The 15,753-nt window shown below is 64.4% G+C and carries 17 protein-coding genes; 5 read left to right on the top strand and 12 right to left on the bottom strand.

Going from position 1 to position 15,753, the window contains the following annotated elements; genetic code table 11:
- The first annotated feature begins 105 nt into the window (after window positions 1–105).
- From Q4543_RS02305 to Q4543_RS02290, 4 genes are read left to right on the top strand one after another with little or no spacing between them, the layout of a single operon-like run.
- Window positions 106–930, top strand: a complete 825-nt coding sequence (locus tag Q4543_RS02305) for a UDP-2,3-diacylglucosamine diphosphatase (protein ID WP_303436154.1) — start codon at window positions 106–108, stop codon at window positions 928–930.
- The gene (locus Q4543_RS02300) at window positions 927–2,033 is read left to right on the top strand and encodes a ceramide glucosyltransferase (protein WP_303436153.1); all 1,107 of its coding nucleotides are present in this window, start codon (window positions 927–929) and stop codon (window positions 2,031–2,033) included. Before Q4543_RS02305 ends, Q4543_RS02300 begins: the two co-directional genes overlap by 4 nt.
- A gap of 3 nt (window positions 2,034–2,036) precedes the next feature.
- Window positions 2,037–2,609 carry a DedA family protein gene (locus Q4543_RS02295; protein WP_216003331.1) on the top strand — a complete coding sequence of 191 codons (573 nt, stop codon included), beginning with the start codon at window positions 2,037–2,039 and terminating at the stop codon, window positions 2,607–2,609.
- Window positions 2,606–3,337: a glycosyltransferase family 2 protein gene (locus Q4543_RS02290; protein WP_303436152.1), complete on the top strand. Its 732-nt coding sequence runs from the start codon at window positions 2,606–2,608 to the stop codon at window positions 3,335–3,337. Before Q4543_RS02295 ends, Q4543_RS02290 begins: the two co-directional genes overlap by 4 nt.
- A 124-nt stretch (window positions 3,338–3,461) precedes the next feature.
- On the opposite strand, the gene argE is transcribed toward Q4543_RS02290, so the two are convergent.
- The 9 genes from argE to Q4543_RS02245 form a co-directional block, all read right to left on the bottom strand.
- Window positions 3,462–4,529 carry an acetylornithine deacetylase gene (gene argE / locus Q4543_RS02285; protein WP_303436151.1) on the bottom strand — a complete coding sequence of 356 codons (1,068 nt, stop codon included), beginning with the start codon at window positions 4,527–4,529 and terminating at the stop codon, window positions 3,462–3,464.
- A complete protein-coding gene (locus Q4543_RS02280; protein WP_303436150.1) occupies window positions 4,529–5,206 on the bottom strand; it encodes a DUF1028 domain-containing protein in 678 nt (225 codons plus the stop codon). Before Q4543_RS02280 ends, argE begins: the two co-directional genes overlap by 1 nt.
- Window positions 5,207–5,253: 47 nt before the next feature.
- Complete coding sequence (locus Q4543_RS02275) at window positions 5,254–6,375, bottom strand: SRPBCC family protein (RefSeq protein WP_303436149.1); 1,122 nt, start codon at window positions 6,373–6,375, stop codon at window positions 5,254–5,256.
- 112 nt (window positions 6,376–6,487) lie between these two features.
- Complete coding sequence (locus Q4543_RS02270; protein ID WP_303436148.1) at window positions 6,488–7,858, bottom strand: aminotransferase class III-fold pyridoxal phosphate-dependent enzyme; 1,371 nt, start codon at window positions 7,856–7,858, stop codon at window positions 6,488–6,490.
- 3 nt (window positions 7,859–7,861) lie between these two features.
- A complete protein-coding gene (locus Q4543_RS02265; RefSeq protein ID WP_303436147.1) occupies window positions 7,862–8,629 on the bottom strand; it encodes a carbon-nitrogen hydrolase family protein in 768 nt (255 codons plus the stop codon).
- Window positions 8,630–8,631: 2 nt separating this feature from the next.
- The gene (locus Q4543_RS02260) at window positions 8,632–9,651 is read right to left on the bottom strand and encodes an extracellular solute-binding protein (RefSeq protein ID WP_303436146.1); all 1,020 of its coding nucleotides are present in this window, start codon (window positions 9,649–9,651) and stop codon (window positions 8,632–8,634) included.
- A 21-nt stretch (window positions 9,652–9,672) separates the two neighbouring features.
- Entirely contained in the window at window positions 9,673–10,479 is an 807-nt protein-coding gene (locus Q4543_RS02255; protein WP_303436145.1) for an ABC transporter permease, read from the bottom strand.
- Entirely contained in the window at window positions 10,476–11,396 is a 921-nt protein-coding gene (locus Q4543_RS02250) for an ABC transporter permease (protein WP_303436144.1), read from the bottom strand. The genes Q4543_RS02255 and Q4543_RS02250 overlap by 4 nt, the downstream gene beginning before the upstream one ends.
- Window positions 11,396–12,460 carry an ABC transporter ATP-binding protein gene (locus Q4543_RS02245; RefSeq protein WP_303436143.1) on the bottom strand — a complete coding sequence of 355 codons (1,065 nt, stop codon included), beginning with the start codon at window positions 12,458–12,460 and terminating at the stop codon, window positions 11,396–11,398. Before Q4543_RS02245 ends, Q4543_RS02250 begins: the two co-directional genes overlap by 1 nt.
- 117 nt (window positions 12,461–12,577) lie before the next feature.
- Here Q4543_RS02245 and Q4543_RS02240 point away from each other — a divergent pair, with 117 nt between their 5' ends.
- The gene (locus Q4543_RS02240; protein WP_303436142.1) at window positions 12,578–13,378 is read left to right on the top strand and encodes a helix-turn-helix transcriptional regulator; all 801 of its coding nucleotides are present in this window, start codon (window positions 12,578–12,580) and stop codon (window positions 13,376–13,378) included.
- Here the strand turns inward: Q4543_RS02240 and nusB are convergent.
- The 3 genes from nusB to ribB are packed head-to-tail and all read right to left on the bottom strand — an operon-like array spanning window position 13,375 to window position 15,538.
- Entirely contained in the window at window positions 13,375–13,866 is a 492-nt protein-coding gene (nusB, locus tag Q4543_RS02235) for a transcription antitermination factor NusB (protein ID WP_303436141.1), read from the bottom strand. The two genes, Q4543_RS02240 and nusB, sit on opposite strands and share 4 nt — an antisense overlap.
- The gene (locus Q4543_RS02230; protein WP_303436140.1) at window positions 13,863–14,414 is read right to left on the bottom strand and encodes a 6,7-dimethyl-8-ribityllumazine synthase; all 552 of its coding nucleotides are present in this window, start codon (window positions 14,412–14,414) and stop codon (window positions 13,863–13,865) included. Before Q4543_RS02230 ends, nusB begins: the two co-directional genes overlap by 4 nt.
- Window positions 14,414–15,538 (bottom strand): 3,4-dihydroxy-2-butanone-4-phosphate synthase, encoded by a 1,125-nt coding sequence (gene ribB, locus Q4543_RS02225; protein ID WP_303436139.1) that lies wholly within the window; start codon window positions 15,536–15,538, stop codon window positions 14,414–14,416. The genes Q4543_RS02230 and ribB overlap by 1 nt, the downstream gene beginning before the upstream one ends.
- Window positions 15,539–15,753 lie beyond the last annotated feature (215 nt).

Raw genomic sequence — 15,753 nt, 5'->3', positions numbered from 1 at the left:
GCGGCGGATGCTTGGAACCGACATCAAGGATCATACGTTTATAAGCGTCATACTCCCGATACACGCCCGCGCGATAAGGCCCGCGAGCGAACAAGGACATTCCCGATGGCGCCCATATCTGGCGGTTCCGCCAAGCCCGTGAACAGCTTGCGCAGCCTGTTCCTGTCCGACCTTCACCTTGGAGCGCGGGCAAGTCGCCCCCGGATGGTGCTGGAATTTCTGAACGGCATCGAGGCCGAGACGATCTATCTTGTCGGCGATATCTTCGACCTCTGGCACGGCGGGCGGGTGCATTGGGGCGATGCCCATGATGCGGTACTCGACGATCTGGCGCGGCGGGCAAAGGCTGGAACGCGGATCGTCTATCTTCCGGGAAATCACGACACGCGGATGCGCGAGCCGGACGCCCGCGTCGAGGGCTGGGAGCTGCGCGAAGCCGCGGTGCATACCGCCGCCGACGGGCGCCGCTATCTGGTGTTGCATGGCGATCAGTGCGACCCGCGCTTCCTGCGCTGGCATTTCATGACGCGGCTTGGCAGCCGTCTGGACGCGTTGCTGCGGCAGGCCGACGAGATGCAACGTCGCCGGGGCCGCCTGCAGCCGGATGCTGAAAGCTATGCGCAGGCCGTCATCACACGCGCCAACGCGCTGCTGGCGATGGGCGACCGGTTCGAAAAGCGGCTGGTCAAGCTGGCGCGCGCAACCGGCACCGTCGGGGTGATCTGTGGGCATTCGCACAAGCCGGGGATGCGCCGCCACGATGGCGTGGTCTATGCCAACTGTGGCGATTGGATCGACAGCCTGACCGCACTGGCCGAAGACGGCTCTGGCGCATTGAGCCTTATCCAGCATGTGCCGGTCCCCGCGCAACTGCCCGCTGGGAGACCCGCGCGGGGCAATGCTGGCGCACTGGCGGAGGGGTTGGCATGACCACCTTTCTGCTGACCGCTTTGCTGGGGATCCTTGCGGTACATCTGCTGACCGCCGCTCTGGCCGCGTGGCGCTATCGGCGCGGCGCGGCGAGCGAGCCGGTGGATGACACGCTGCCGTTCATCTCGCTGGTGCGGCCGGTCTGCGGCGTCGATGCCTTCGATGCCGAGACGCTGGAATCCTCGTTCCGGCAGGAATATCCGCGCTACGAGGTGATCTTTTGCGCGGCGCGCGAAACCGATCCCGCCGTGCCGCTGGTCCGGGCGCTGATCGCCAACAACCCGCAGGTCGAGGCCAGCCTGCTGATCGGCGATACTGCCATCAGCGGCAACCCCAAGCTCAACAACCTGCACAAGGGCTATGTTCAGGCGCGCGGCGAATGGCTGGCGATGACCGACAGCAACCTGCTGCTGCCGCCCGATTACCTGCACCGGCTGATCACCCGCTGGGATAGGCGCACCGGGCTGGTGACCTCGCCGCCGGCGGGCATCCGGCCCGCGAATTTCTGGGGCTCGGTGGAATGCGCTTTTCTCAACACCAGCCAAGGGCGCTGGCAACTGGCGGCGGATGCGCTGGGCATGGGGTTTGCCCAAGGCAAGACGCTGTTCTGGAAGCGCGAGGTGCTGGAACGCGGCGGTGGGTTGGCGGCGCTGGGGCGCAATCTTGCCGAAGATGTCGCCTCGACCAAGCTGGTGCGGGCACAGGGGCTGAAGGTGCGGCTTGCGCCGCAACTGTTCGCCCAGCCCGTCGGGGGCCGCAGCGCCCGCTTTGTCTGGGATCGCCAGTTGCGCTGGAGCCGGGTGCGCCGCGACGGCTTTCCGTTGATCTTTGCCGCCGAAATCGCGCAGGGGCCGCTGCTGCCGGTGCTGGCGCTGCTGGCGCTGGGCGGCGCGGCGTGGCTGCCGGCAATGCTGGCGCTGTGGTATGGCGCGGAATGGGCGCTGGCGCGGCTGGCGGGCTGGCCATCGGCGCTGCGCGATCTTGGCGCCATGCTGGTGCGTGACCTCTTGCTTGTGCCGCTGTGGCTTGCGACATGGGCCGGGCGCGAGATCACCTGGCGCGGTACGGATATGGCCCCGGCCAAGGCGGGAGCCGCGGAGTAGCATTTGCTTGGACTGGAAACCGTTGCAGCCCTGATCGCCAAGGACGGGCTGGTTCTTCTTGCCCCGATCGCGGTGCTTGAAGGCCCTATCGTGACCGTCATCGCCGCATGGGTCGCCTCGCGCGGGCTTCTGGATGTCTGGAGCGTCGCCATCGTGGTGATCCTAGCCGATGTTTTTGGCGACGCGCTGTTCTATGGGCTCGGACGCTGGGGGCTGCATCGACTGCCGATCCGCTGGCGCTACCGCATGGGGCTGAACCGCGCTCGCCTGTCCAAACTGGCTGGGCATTTCGAACGCAGCGGCGTGCGCACGCTGATCTTTGGCAAATGGACGCATTCGGCGGGGGCGGCGGTGCTGGTCGCCGCCGGGCTAGGGCGGATGCCGCTGGCAAAGTTCCTGTGGGTGAACCTGATCGCGACCATCCCCAAGAGCCTGTTCTTCGTTGCCATCGGTTACCTGTTCGGATCGGCTTATAGTCGCATAGATGACTGGATCGCACGGATCTCTTTGCTGCTTCTCGGCGTTATACTTCTGGCCGGGATCATCTGGCTGCTGAAAAGGTATACAAGGAAATGACCGCCCCGACGCTAAGCTGCATCATCCCCGCCTTTAACGAGGCTCCGCGCATCGGTGCGGTGCTGGACGCGGTGCTTGATCATCCGCTGATCCACGAGATCGTGGTGATCGACGATGGATCAAGTGACGACACTGCCGCCCGCGCGCAGGCGGTGGCGCTGCGTGCCCCGCATCTGCGGGTCATCCGGCTGGATCGCAACGGCGGCAAGACCCGCGCCGTCACCCGCGGCATCGCCGAGGCGACATCGAGCCATATCCTGCTGCTCGACAGCGATCTTCTGGGTCTGCACCATGACGAGCTGACGGCGCTGATCGCCCCGGTGCTGGAAGGGCGGGCCGATGCCTCGCTGTCGCTGCGTGGCAATGCGCCGCTGGTCTGGCGCGGGCTGGGCATCGATTACATCTCGGGCGAGCGGGTGATGCGCCGCGAGTTGCTGGCCAGCCGCGCCGATGCGCTGCAAAGCCTGCCGAAATTCGGGCTAGAGGTGTTCATCAACGGGCTGTGGATCGAGCAGGGGTTGAAGATCGCCGTGGTCCGCTGGCCCGGCGTCGAAAGCCCGATGAAGCATGAAAAACGCGGCGGCTGGTTGATGGGCCTGAAGGCGGATGCCGCGATGCTTGGTGACATCTTCCACACCGTCACGCCGCTGGAAACGCTGCGTCAGGTGTTCCGCCTGCGCCAGCGGCGGGTGCCCGGCCCCGGCCTTGCAGCCTCGGATCATCACTGACGCCTGCGCGCAGGCCATGCAGCCGGTTGGCGCCGCAAGAACCAAGAGCCATGCTCTGGGCGGGCAGGACAGCCTGTCTGCCGCGATGCGCGGGCGGTGACAGGTTGTCTGCCGCGATCCGCCGTTAGACCAGCGCGCGCAGCATCGTCAGGCAGCCGGTCAACTGCTCCAGCTCGACGAATTCATCGGGCTGGTGGCCCTGTGCCATGTCGCCCGGCCCGCAGACGGCGGTGGGCAGAAGCGGTGCAAAGAAACCGGCCTCGGTGCCGTAGGACACTTTGGTCAGCCCGCGCGACAGGCCGCGCAGCTGCGCCAGCGCCGGATCATCCGGGTCGGCGGCAAGGCCGGGATAGGCGAATGTCTCGCTTACCGTGATGCCGCTCAGCCCGTCCAGCACCCGCGCCAGCAGGTCGGCGGGGGCGTCAGAGGCAAGGTGGCGCGCCTCGAACAGCACCTCGGCGCTGTCGGGCACGATGTTGAGCGCGGTGCCGCCGCGCAGCACGCCCACATGCAGCGTGGAGCAGGGCACATCGTAGCCGTCTTCCTTGGCGCCATCCTGCAGCAGCGCCGCCTGCTCGCGCCGCAGCGCCGCGACAAGATCGCAGGCGCCGTGCAGCGCATTGCGATACATCGGCGCCATGGCGGAATGGCCCGCTTCGCCCGAACAGAGGCCGCGCCACGCGACCTTGCCCTTGTGCCCTGTCGCCATCTTCAGCGAGGTCGGCTCGCCCACGACGCACAGCTTTTGCGGCCCAAGCGCGCGCACCGCATCCATCATGTGCGGGATGCCGATGCAGCCAAGTTCTTCGTCCCAGCTCAGCACGATGGAAACCGGGCCAGCGTTGGCGGGCAGTTCCTCGGCCAGCGCCAGAACGCAGGCGACAAAGCCTTTCATGTCGGTGGTGCCGCGCCCGTAGAACCGGTCGCCCTCGCGGCTCAGGGCAAAGGGATCGCGGGTCCAGGGTTGGCCTTCGGTCGGCACCACGTCGACATGCGCCGACAGGATGGTGCCGCCGCTGCCGCCCCTGTTGGCGACCAGCCCGGCCTTTTGCCCGCAGGGCGAGGGCACGCGCACCACGTCGAACCCGGCGGTGGCCAGCAGGCCCTGCGCCCAGTCGATCAGCGCAAGGTTGCTGTCTTTGGACACTGTCGGAAAGCCGATCAGCGTATCGAGGATATCCAGCATGCGCATCATTCGTCTCCCGGAACGCCGTAGGAGGGCGCGGCGGACGGGTCGAGCGCCCGTGTGACATAGGCCTCGGCCTGCGGGGCATAGACCTCCCATGCCCGCGCGATGGCCTCGATGGGGCAGCCGTCGTCGATCCAGTCGCAGCGCAGTTCGGCATAGGGCCATGACTCGCGCTCAACGATCAGCATGCCCGCGGAATGCACCGGCCCGGCCTCGCCGCCCGCCGCCATCCCGGCGCGCATCGCGGCGATGAGGCGGTCGCCAAGCGGGCCGCTCGCGGCCTCGAACCCGGCGACGATGGCGGCAGGCACGCCGTCATTGGCCAGCAGATTGCCGCCCGACACCACGTCGACGCCGCTGGCCGATGTCCAGATCCCCAGCGAATTGGGCCCCGAATGGATCGCCGTGCCGCCAGAGCCATCGACGCACAGCACCTGCCGATAGGCCATGTGATCGCGGGTTGCGGCCAGTTCTGCCACAGCTTCCGCCGCGCTAGCGCCTTTGGCCATCAGATCCAGCGCCGCCGGGCCGAGCCGTGGGTCGGTGACGTTCTGCGAGGCCGCAGCCCCCACGCCCGCCCGCGCAAAGGCGCAGCGCGCCGCAACCGCCGGGGAAGACGATGAAATCGCCACCCCGAACTGACCCGTCTGGGCGCAACGCGCCACCAGCGAAAACGTCATGTCTTACCTTTCCGGGCCAGCGCCCGGCCTTTTGCTTCGTCTGCGCCTTACGGCATCCGCGAGGCGATCCACGTCGCGAATTCGTAATTCGGACGTTCCAGATGCGACAGCGCACCGGGCACCGCGTGTTTCGATTGCATGCCCTTCCAGACACGTTCGGTACAGCCCCGGTCTTCGTCGTTCACATCGTCTAGCAGGCCCTTGAGCGTGTTGAAATGCTGCTCGGCGTCGGGATCCTTGACAAAATCGGGGTGCAGCCCGCCGCCGTACAGGATCTTTACCCCGCCCGGGCCGTCGGGCATCAGCGACAGGTACCAGAAATACCCCGGCGTCAGCGTGATCATCAGCGACGGGTAGATCGCCAGCAGCCATGTGCGGTAGCGGTCCTCGCCCTCAAGCGTGGTATTGTCCTTGTGAGCAATCGACAGGGCGATGGAGTCGTCCTTGAGGATGTGGTGGTAGTTGAAGCCCGAAAAGCCCTCGGGGCAGGTCATCTTGCGCAGGTCCACCGCGCCGCCGATGGTGCCGCCATGGCACATCGGCAGATGGTAGCTTTCCATGAAGTTCTCGGCGAGGATCTTCCAGTTGGTATTCCAGCGGTGTTCCTCGCGGAAGGTTTCGACATAGTCTTCCATCGGCAGGTAGCCGACCAGATCGTCGATTTCCTTGAGCGTCTCGCCCGGCTCGGGCAGATCGGGATCGAGCGTGACCATGATCCAGCCCTTCCAGTCGACGCAGCGGATCTGCGGCAGCCCCATCGCCTCCTTGCAGAAGCTCTTGTTCATGTCCATCGCGGGTGCGCCGCGCAGGCTGCCATCCAGATTGTAGACCCAGGCGTGGTAGGGGCAGGTGATGGTGCGGATGTTGCCTCGTCCTTCAAGCAGCACCGACATGCGGTGGCGGCACACGTTGGACATGGCGCGCAGGGTGCCGTCGCGGCCGCGGATCACCGCCACCGGCTCGCCGGCGATTTCCATCGTGGTGTAATCGCCCGGCTCGGCCAGCGACTCGGCGCGGCCAGCGCACAGCCAGCTTTTGCCAAAGACGTGTTCCTGTTCGAGGCCAAGGAATTCATCCGAGGTATAGACCGACACGGGCATCGCCTGCGCCTGATCAAACGGGGTGGCGACATTCGCGCGCAGCTCGGCGGCGGGATCAAAGATGTTCATACCGTGCAACCTCGGGCAGTGGGGAGGCGCGCAAGCGCGCCGATCCCGAAGATGTGCCAGAGCGCGAGCGTTTTGAAAAGTAAACTCACCAAACGCCCGGCTTAGGCTTTTCCTATGCAGGCAGGTCTTGCATGACCTCAAGGATGCTTTCGCGCAGGATGCCGCCGATCTGCTCGATCTGTTGCGGCGTCAGGATCAGCACCGGCGACAGGATCAGGATATGACCCAGCGGGCGCGCCACGAGGCCGCGTTTCTGCGCCGCTTGTGCCACGCGCATGCCAATGTTCAGCGCCGGGTCGAACATCGCCTTGCTCGCCTTGTCCTTGACCAGTTCGATGCCCATCATGAAATGGCTGCCGCGCACTTCGCCGACGATGTCCAGATCGATCAGGCCCTTCAGCGTGTTCTCGAACAGCTTGCCAGTGGTCTGGACCTGCTGCGGCAGGCCGTCGCGTTCCATCAGCGCGATATTGGCAAGGCCCGCGGCGGCGGCGGCGGGGTGGCCCGAATAGGTCATGCCATGGGTGAACATGCCGCCCGGCGCGCTGATGACCTCGTGGATCTCATCGGAAAAGATCGTCGCGGACAGCGGCTGATAACCCGAGGTCAGCCCCTTGGCGGTGGTGATGACGTCGGGCTGGAAATCGAACACATCCTTGGCGGCAAAGAAATGCCCAAGGCGGCCAAAGCTGGTCACCACCTCGTCGGAGATCACCTTGATGTCATAGCTCGCGCACAGCTCGGCGGCGCGTTTGTGATAGCCCGCCGGGGGCACGATGACGCCGCCCGCGCCCATGATCGGCTCGCCGATGAAACAGGCGATGTTTTCGGCGCCAATCGATTCGATGCTGCCCCTCATGTCGGCCATCAGCGCATCTAGGAATTCTGCTTCGCTCATGCCGTCACCTTCGCGCCAGTGATGTGGCTTGCGCAGGTGGTGCACGATGCCTTCGGCCTTGTGCCAGCCTTCGGAATAGCCCGGCGTGGTCATGGCGATCGCAAGGTGGGTGGACCCGTGATAGGCGCCGTGACGGCTCAGCACCATGCGCTTGGACGGCTGGCCGAGGCGCTTGTAGTAATGGTGCAGCACCCGCACCGCCGTTTCATTGGCGACCGAGCCGGAATTGCCGAAATGCACCTTGTTGAGGTTGCCGGGGGCAAGCTGCGCCAGCTTTTCCGCCAGAGCGGCGGCGGCGGGGTGGGTGAAGCTGTAGAAGGTCGAATAGAAATCCAGCGTGTTGAGCTGCTCGGTGATGGCGTCGATGATCTCGGCCCGTTTGTGGCCGACGTTGACGCACCACAGCCCGCCGATGCCGTCGATCAGCTTGTTGCCGTCGCTGTCGGTGACATAGCTGCCTTCGGCGGACACGATCGCCGTGCGCGCGCCGTTCTGCTTGAGCGCGTTGAGATCGGCCCAGCTTTGCATCAGGTGCACGTCGGTTGTGAGGATGTCGTCTGTGGTGACGGGCAGATCGAGGCTCATGGGTCAGACCTTTCGGAAGTCTTGGGCTTGGGTGGACAGCAGCGACGGGTCGATGCCCTGCGTGCCGGGAATATCGGTGATCAGCAGTGTCTCGGTGGTGCCCGCTGCGGCCAGCGTCTGGCCAAGTGGCCCGGCGATCACCGAGCCGCCGCCGAACATCAGCCCGGCGTCATCGCCGCAGAAATTGGCGTAGGCGACGGTGATGTTGCGCTCCGTCGCGCGGGCGGGCACCAGCAGGCGCTGCACATGTTCGAACCCCTGCGGGTTGGCGGTCGGGACAAGGAACAGCGTTGCGCCCCGGTCGGCCAGCGCGGTGACATGGGCCGAGAATTCGATGTCATAGCAGATCAGCAGGGCGCAGGTCGTGCCCTCGAACTCAAAGCTGCAATAGGCGCCTCCGGGCACGAAAGAGGCGCGCTCCATCGGGCCATAGAGCTGAATCTTGCGGTAATGGCCGAGCAGCTCGCCGCGCCGCCCGAAGGCGGTCGCGGCATTGTAGACGGCATCGCCCTCGCGCTCGGCCCAGCCGATGGTCAGCCCGCAGCCCGCCTGCGCCGCCATAGCCGACAGCCGGGTTTCCCACGCGCCGCCGCGTGGCTGCGACAACTCGCGGTGGCGAACGGGGTGGTTGTAGCCAGGCAGGTAGAGTTCGGGCATCACCAGCATTGCGGCCCCAGCCGCGGCGGCTGCCGCAAGTTGGGTTTCGATGGTGGCAAAGGTGGCCTCGGTGGCCCCGGCGGATGCGGGGCCCTGATAGAGCGCGAGTTTCATAGTCACTTCTTTAGATTGGTCCAGATCGCGTCATACATGACCTGGATTTCCTCGGGGCAGGCTTCGACGAAGACGGTTTTGGTGCCTTCGGGCGGGTTATTTTCCGGCGAATTGGCCACCTCGGGATCGAGGAATTCCGCCATGCCTTTCACCCCTCCCGAATATTGCGCGAAGTTGGTCAGCGCGGCGGCGTTTTCCGGCTCCAGCATGAAATTCATGAAGGCCAGCGCCGAGTCGCGGTTCGGCGCATCCTTGAGCAGCGTCAGGTTGTCCATCCACACGATGACGCCCTGCTTGGGATAGGCGTATTCGATATTCGCGCCCTCGTTGCGCGCCTTGGCGGAAAAGCCGTTCCAGATCATGCCCGCAGCGGCGTCGCCCGAGGTCAGCACATCCTTGGCGACGTCCGATCCAAAGCTGGCCCAGCTGGCCTTGGCCTCGGTCACCAGCGCGTTCAGCGCCTTGAGCTGGTCGCGATCCGACGTGCATTGCGGGATGCCAAGGTGCATCGAGGCCAGCGTCAGCGTTTCGCCCGAGGTGTCGAGCACGTTGATCTTGCCCGCCAGTTCCTCGGGCGGCGAGAAGATGATCGCGGTGTCGTTGATATCACCGTCGAACACATCGCGGTTCACCGCAAAGGAGGTCGAGCCCCACTGATAAGGCACCGAGCTTTTGCGTCCCTCGTCGAAGGGCACGTTGAGCCACTGCTCTTCGATATTGCCATGGTTGGGAATCTCGTCGGGGGTGAAGCTGCCCAGCATCCCCTCGTCGCCAAGGATCTTGACCATGTAATCGCCCGGAACTGCGATGTCATAGGCGCCCAGCTTGCCGGCCTTGAGCGAAGCCAGCAGCGCCTCGTTGCTGTCATAGGTATCCATGGTGACGGTGATACCGGTCTCTGCGGTGAACTTGTCGAGCAGTTCCTGCGGCATGTACTCGAACCAGTTGTAGAGCTTGAGCTCTTGCGCAGAAGCGGCGGATGCCGTGAGCGCGATCAGCGAGGTGGCGAGGAATTTATTCATGTTTTTATACTCCACTGTTGGTTATTGGGTCTTCTGGCCGGATCGGCCGATCAGCCAGGACAGGGTGACGAACACCACCGACACGCCCAGCATGAGGGTGGAAATCGCCATGATGTTGGGCTTGATGCCCTGTTTCACCGCGCCGAAAATCGCAGTCGGCAGGGTTTCGACGCCCGCGCCCTTGACGAAATTGGTGATCAGGAAGTCATCGAGCGAGATGATGAAGGCGAGCAGGAAGCCCGAAAAGATGCCGGGCATCATCAGCGGCAGCAGGACCAGCCGGAAGGCTTCCTTCGGCGTGGCGTAAAGATCCATCGCCGCCTGTTCGTAGCTGTCGGAAATGCTCTGCATCCGCGCCGCGATGGGCAGGTAGGCAAACGGGATGCAAAAGGCCAGATGCGCCAGCAGGATGGTGCCGATGCCGCCCGAAAAGCCGATGGCGGTGAAAAAGATCAGGCTGGCGACGGCGGTGACAACCTCGGGGACCATCAGCGGCAGGTTGATCAGCGCAAAGCTGGCGGTCTTGGCCTTGAAGCGACCCGCGCGGTGCATTGCGACGGCGGCCGATGTGGCGATCAGCGTCGCACCGCTCCCCGCCAGCACCGCGATGATCAGCGAATTGAGTGCCGCGCGCTGGAATTTCGGGCTTTCGGGTCCGGTGAAGACATCGGCGTACCAGCTTAGCGAAAAGCCGCCCCAGCGGGTGATCGAGGTCGATTCATTGAAGCTGTAGACCGCCACCACCATCAGCGGGGCATACAGCACGAACACGCAGGCCAGCGTGATGGCGAAAAAGCCGGGAAAGCGGCGCAGGTCGAGCTGTTTCATGCTTTTGCCTCGCGGGTTTGCGAACGGGCGTAGACCAGCAGCACGATCATCACGATGGTCATCAGGATCATCGCGGCGGCGGCCCCGAACGGCCAGTTGCCCGCCGCGCCCTTGAATTGCTCTTCGATCAGCGAGCCGATCATGAAGCTTTTGGCCCCGCCCAGCAGGTCGGGCGCAAGGAACGCCCCCAGCGACGGCACGAATACCAGAATGCAACCCGCGATGATGCCGGGCTTGACTACCGGCAGGATCACGAGGCGCAGGATGGTCCAGCGGCTGGCGTAAAGATCCGCCGCCGCCTCGGAGAGCGCGAAATCGTAGCGTTCCACTGCGGCGTAGACCGGCAGCACCATGAACGGCAGGTAGCTGTAGAATAGCCCCAGCTGCACCGCGAGGTTGGTGTTGATCAGCCCGAGCGGCGTGTCGATGATGCCACTGGACAGCAGCAGCGCGTTCAGCGGGCCTTCGTCGCGGATCAGGAATTTCATCGACACGGTGCGGATCAGCAGGTTGACCCAATAGGGCACGGTGACGATCAGCAGCCAGATGGTGCGATCGCGCGGCGCACGGGTGGCGATGAACCACGCGGTGGGAAAGCCGATCAGCAAGCACAGCACGGTTGCCAGCCCGGCCTGCCAGATCGAGCGCCAGAAAATGCCGATATAGGTCCATTCGATGCTGGGCGGTTCGTCGCCGAACAGGCCCCGGTTCAGGAAGAACTGGTCATAGGCAGTCAGGGTGAACTCCCAGATCACGCCGCCGCGGAATTCCTTGGTCAGAAAGCTGTAGACCGCCATAAGCGCCACGGGGATCAGCAGGAAAAACCCGATCACCAGCCATGTCGGCAGCAGCAGCTTGCCCGCGTTGCCCTTGTAGATCTCGGAGTTGGATGCGCCGCCCGGCGCCATCGCCGCCATCAGGCAGCCAGCAGGCGCGCGGCGCCTGTTTCCAGCTTCAACCCCAGTTCGGTGCCGCGTTCGGGCAGCACCGTCGCCGCGGCGTTCTGCAGCCGTACGGTCACTTCCTGCCCGCTGGCGAGATGCGCCTTGAGCTGGATGTCAGTGCCCAGATAGACCTGCTCGCCGGCGGTGACGATCATGTCGGCCTCGGCGGCGGGGCACAGATCGATGCGTTCGGGGCGCACCGACAGCACGCCCTGTTTGCCATCGACCAGCCGCGTCGGGCAGTGCACCCGGCGCCCACCGGGCAGCGACACCTCGGCCAGCCCACCGCTGATGCCTAGCACGGGAACCTCGATCAGATTGGTCTCGCCGATGAAATCCGCGACAAAGCGGTTGGCGGGGGTTTCATAGATCTCGCGCGGGGTGCCGATCTGCTGGACATGGCCATTGGACATGACAGCGATGCGGTCGGACATGGTCAGCGCCTCTTCCTGATCATGGGTGACAAAGACAAAGGCGATGCCGGTTTCGCGCTGGATCTGTTTCAGCTCCATGCGCACCGCCTGACGCAGCTTGAGATCAAGCGCCGACAGCGGCTCGTCCAGCAGCAGCACGCGCGGTTCGGGCGCCAGTGCGCGGGCCAGAGCGACGCGTTGTTGCTGCCCGCCAGACAGCTGTCCGGGGCGACGTTTCAGGAACTCCGACAGATGGACCAGCTCCAGCGCCTGCCGGGCGCGGCCCTGCGCGTCCATCGCGCTCCAGCCCAGCCGTTGCAGGCCGAACATGACGTTTTCAAGCACCGTCATATGTGGGAACAGCGCGTAATGCTGGAACACCGTGTTCACCGGGCGCTTGTAGGGGGGCAGGGGGGCGATATCCTTGCCATTGAGCCGGATCTGCCCGCCGCTGACCGGTTCGAACCCGGCGATGCAGCGCAGCAGCGTGGTCTTGCCGCAGCCCGACGGCCCCAGCAGGGTAAAGAATTCATTGTCCGCGATGTCGAAAGACACCTCGTGCAGCGCGGTGAAGGTGCCAAAACTTTTCACCACGCGGTCAATGCTGATCACGGTTCCCGTCACGCTGTTCCCCTGTCTCGCCGGATCTGTGCCCGGTCTTGCGTGGATGATACCACCTGTTTAGATGGTCATACCCTAAACGGGGCCGCAGACAGGGGTATATACCCCCAGAGAGGTATGATGCGCGATTTGCCGAACCTGTCCGAGACGTTTCTGGGCGATGCCATCGCGGCGCTGAACACCGATGGCTTTGCGGGGCACCTGTTCCAGTGGCTCACCCGGTGCTTTGAAATCGACAACACCACGATGCTGGCGTATTTTCAGGAGCGCAGCCCGCAGCTGCTATTTTCCCACGCGCGCGAGCCGCGTGTCCATGAGAGGATCGTGTCGGATTACCTGACCGGGGCCTATCTGCTGGATCCGTTCCACGCGCTGCACATAGAACGGGCAGCTGCGGGCCTGTACCGGATGCGCGACATCGCGCCCGATCAGTTTACCCGCAACGAGTATTTTGCCACCTATTATCAAGAAACGACGATGTGCGACGAAATCGCTTATGTCGGTTATCCGGCGCCGGGGGTGTCGGTGCATGTCTGCCTTGGGCGCGATGCCAGTTCGGCGCGGGTGTTCAGCCCGCGCGATTTGGAACGGGCGCAGCGCCTCGCCCCCATCGCCTGCGCGCTGATCGAACGCAACTGGGCGGGGCTGCGCTCCGAAGGCGCGATCCGCGACAGTGACGTGTCAGGGGCGCTGCAGCGGCGCGTGGCGGCGGATCGCGGCATCGCGCTGACCGACCGACAGGCGGAAATCGCGCTTCTGGTGCTCAAGGGGCATTCGTCGAGCTCGATCGCCATGCGGCTGGAGATCAGCCCGCAGACGGTCAAGGTGTTCCGCAAGCAACTGTACCGCAAATGCGACATCAGCTCGCAGGCCGAGCTGTTTTCGATGATGATGCCGCTGCTGTCGTCGCTGGACCTTTAGAACGCCTCGGGGCGCGCTTCGCGGGCCATGTGGTCGAGCACGGCGTTGACGAATTGCGGCTCTTTGCTTTCGGGAAAGAAAGCGCGGGCGACATCGACATATTCGGTGATGACGATTCTGGGCGGCGTGTCGCTGTCGACGAATTCCGCCCCGGCGGCGCGGAACAGGGCGCGCAGCGTCGGGTCGATACGCCCGATGGGCCATTTGGCGACCAGCGCCCGATCGGTCAATTGGTCGATCTTGGCCTGCCAGTTGACGGCCGAGGCGGTGATCTTGCCAAACAGGCCGACATCGCCGTCGATCATCTCGACACCTTCTTCGATTTCGGCGCCGAAGCGGTGATCGATGAACTCGTTCTGGACACGCTCGACCGTCTGGCTGCCGATTTCCAGCTGGTACAGAGCCTGCACCGCATAAAGACGCGAAGCGGATTTCATCTTGCGCTTCTGGTTGCCCGAGAGGGCCTGAGGCGTGTCCTTGGTCGTCATGCGGTGTCTTTTCCTGAGCCGAATCCCGCCACCTGATACTCGTCACGGGCCGGAACGAATCCAACCCCCTTGCGGGAAGAGCCCCACCTACGGGCGAGCGCGATCAGATGCAAGGCCGCAGCGGCCGCGCCGCCGCCCTTGTTCTGCCCGGCGGCCTCGGCGCGCACCATCGCCTGCTCGTGGTTTTCGACCGTCAGGATGCCATTGCCGATGCACAGCCCCTGAAGCCCCAGCAGCGTCAGCCCGCGCGAGCTGTCGTTGCAGACGGTATCGTAATGGGTGGTCTCGCCGCGGATCACGCAGCCAAGCGCCACGTAGCCGTCGAAGTTCGACATGCGCTCGGCGATGCCGATGGCGGTCGGGATCTCGAGCGCGCCGGGCACTTCGACGATCTCGTGAAATCCGCCCACGGCTTCGATTTCGGCGGTCGCACCGGCGACCAGCTGCTCGGCGATCTGCTTGTAATACGGAGACAGCACGATCAGCATCTTCACTGGCTTGTCAAAGGTCGGGCGCGGCAGAACGTAATGGGTTTCCGACGATGCCATCATGCGTCTCCGATCTTTTGCGTGCCGATGATCTCAAGGCCATAGGCGTCAAGGCCGACGATCTTCGGCGTGGGAGAGTTGGTCAGCAGAACCAGCTTCGACAGCCCGAGCGAGGACAGGATCTGCGCGCCAAGCCCGTATTGGCGCAGCGTGCGCGGGCTGTCGCCTTCTTCCGGTTCAAGCTTCATTGCGGTGTCGCGCAACAAGACGACAACGCCCCGACCCTCGGCGGCAACGGCCATCATGGCATCGCGAAATTCGTTTGCGCGGCCTGCATGGCCGGTGCCGACGATGTCCAGCATCGGGTCCATGGCGTGCATGCGCACCAGTACCGGTTCGTCGGTCGAGATATCGCCCATGGAGAGCGCGATATGCTCGTCGCCATGGGTGGTGTCGGTGTAGATCTTCATCTCCCAGTCGCCACCGAATTCCGAGGTAACGGATTGTTCGCGCACGACCCGCACGAGATTGTCGTGGCGGCGCCGATAGGCGATCAGATCGGAAATGGTGCCGATCTTGATGCCATGGCGCTGGGCAAAGGCGATCAGCTCGGGCAGCCGCGCCATGGTGCCATCGTCGTTCATCACCTCGCAGATCACTCCCGCGGGCTTCAACCCGGCAAGGCGCGCGACATCCACGGCAGCTTCGGTATGGCCTGCGCGGACCAGCACGCCGCCTGATTTGGCGCGCAGCGGGAAGACATGACCGGGGGTGGCAATGTCTGCCGGCCCTTTGCTGCTGTCGATGGCAACGGCGACGGTGCGGGCGCGGTCGGCGGCGGAAATCCCGGTGGTGATGCCCTCGCGGGCCTCGATCGAAATGGTGAAAGCGGTCTCGTGACGCGAGCTGTTGTTGACGCTCATCATCATCAGGCCCAGATCATCGCAGCGTTCGGGCGTCATCGACAGACAGATCAGGCCGCGCCCGTAGGTGGCCATGAAATTGATCGCGTCCGGGGTGGCCCATTGTGCGGGGATGATGATATCACCCTCATTCTCGCGGTCCTCGTGGTCGACGAGAATGAACATGCGCCCGTTGCGCGCATCGTCGATGATCTCCTCGATCGAAGAGATCGCGTCCCTGAAATCAGTTTCGACCGGTCCGGGGGTTTCGTATTCCGCCATGTCTCGCCACTCCTTGTCGCCACTGCAGATACGGTTTTGTGGCGCGGAATGCCAGAACGCTTTTGGGCCCGGGGCCCGCTGATTTCAGGTCGCTGCATGTTTCGCGGCTCCAGACAAGGAGCGGTGACATGTCTGATCGGCTCTGTTGCACAAAGCCGCTGATGGCCAAGCTGCCCCTTCCCCCGGACACACTTATCCTACAGCCTCGGTCACGG

Source organism: Salipiger sp. 1_MG-2023, assembly GCF_030547555.1.
Classification (GTDB): Bacteria; Pseudomonadota; Alphaproteobacteria; order Rhodobacterales; family Rhodobacteraceae; genus Salipiger.
The sequence above is the reverse complement of the archived record's forward strand: the minus strand, read 5'-3'. Positions and strand labels throughout refer to the sequence as shown.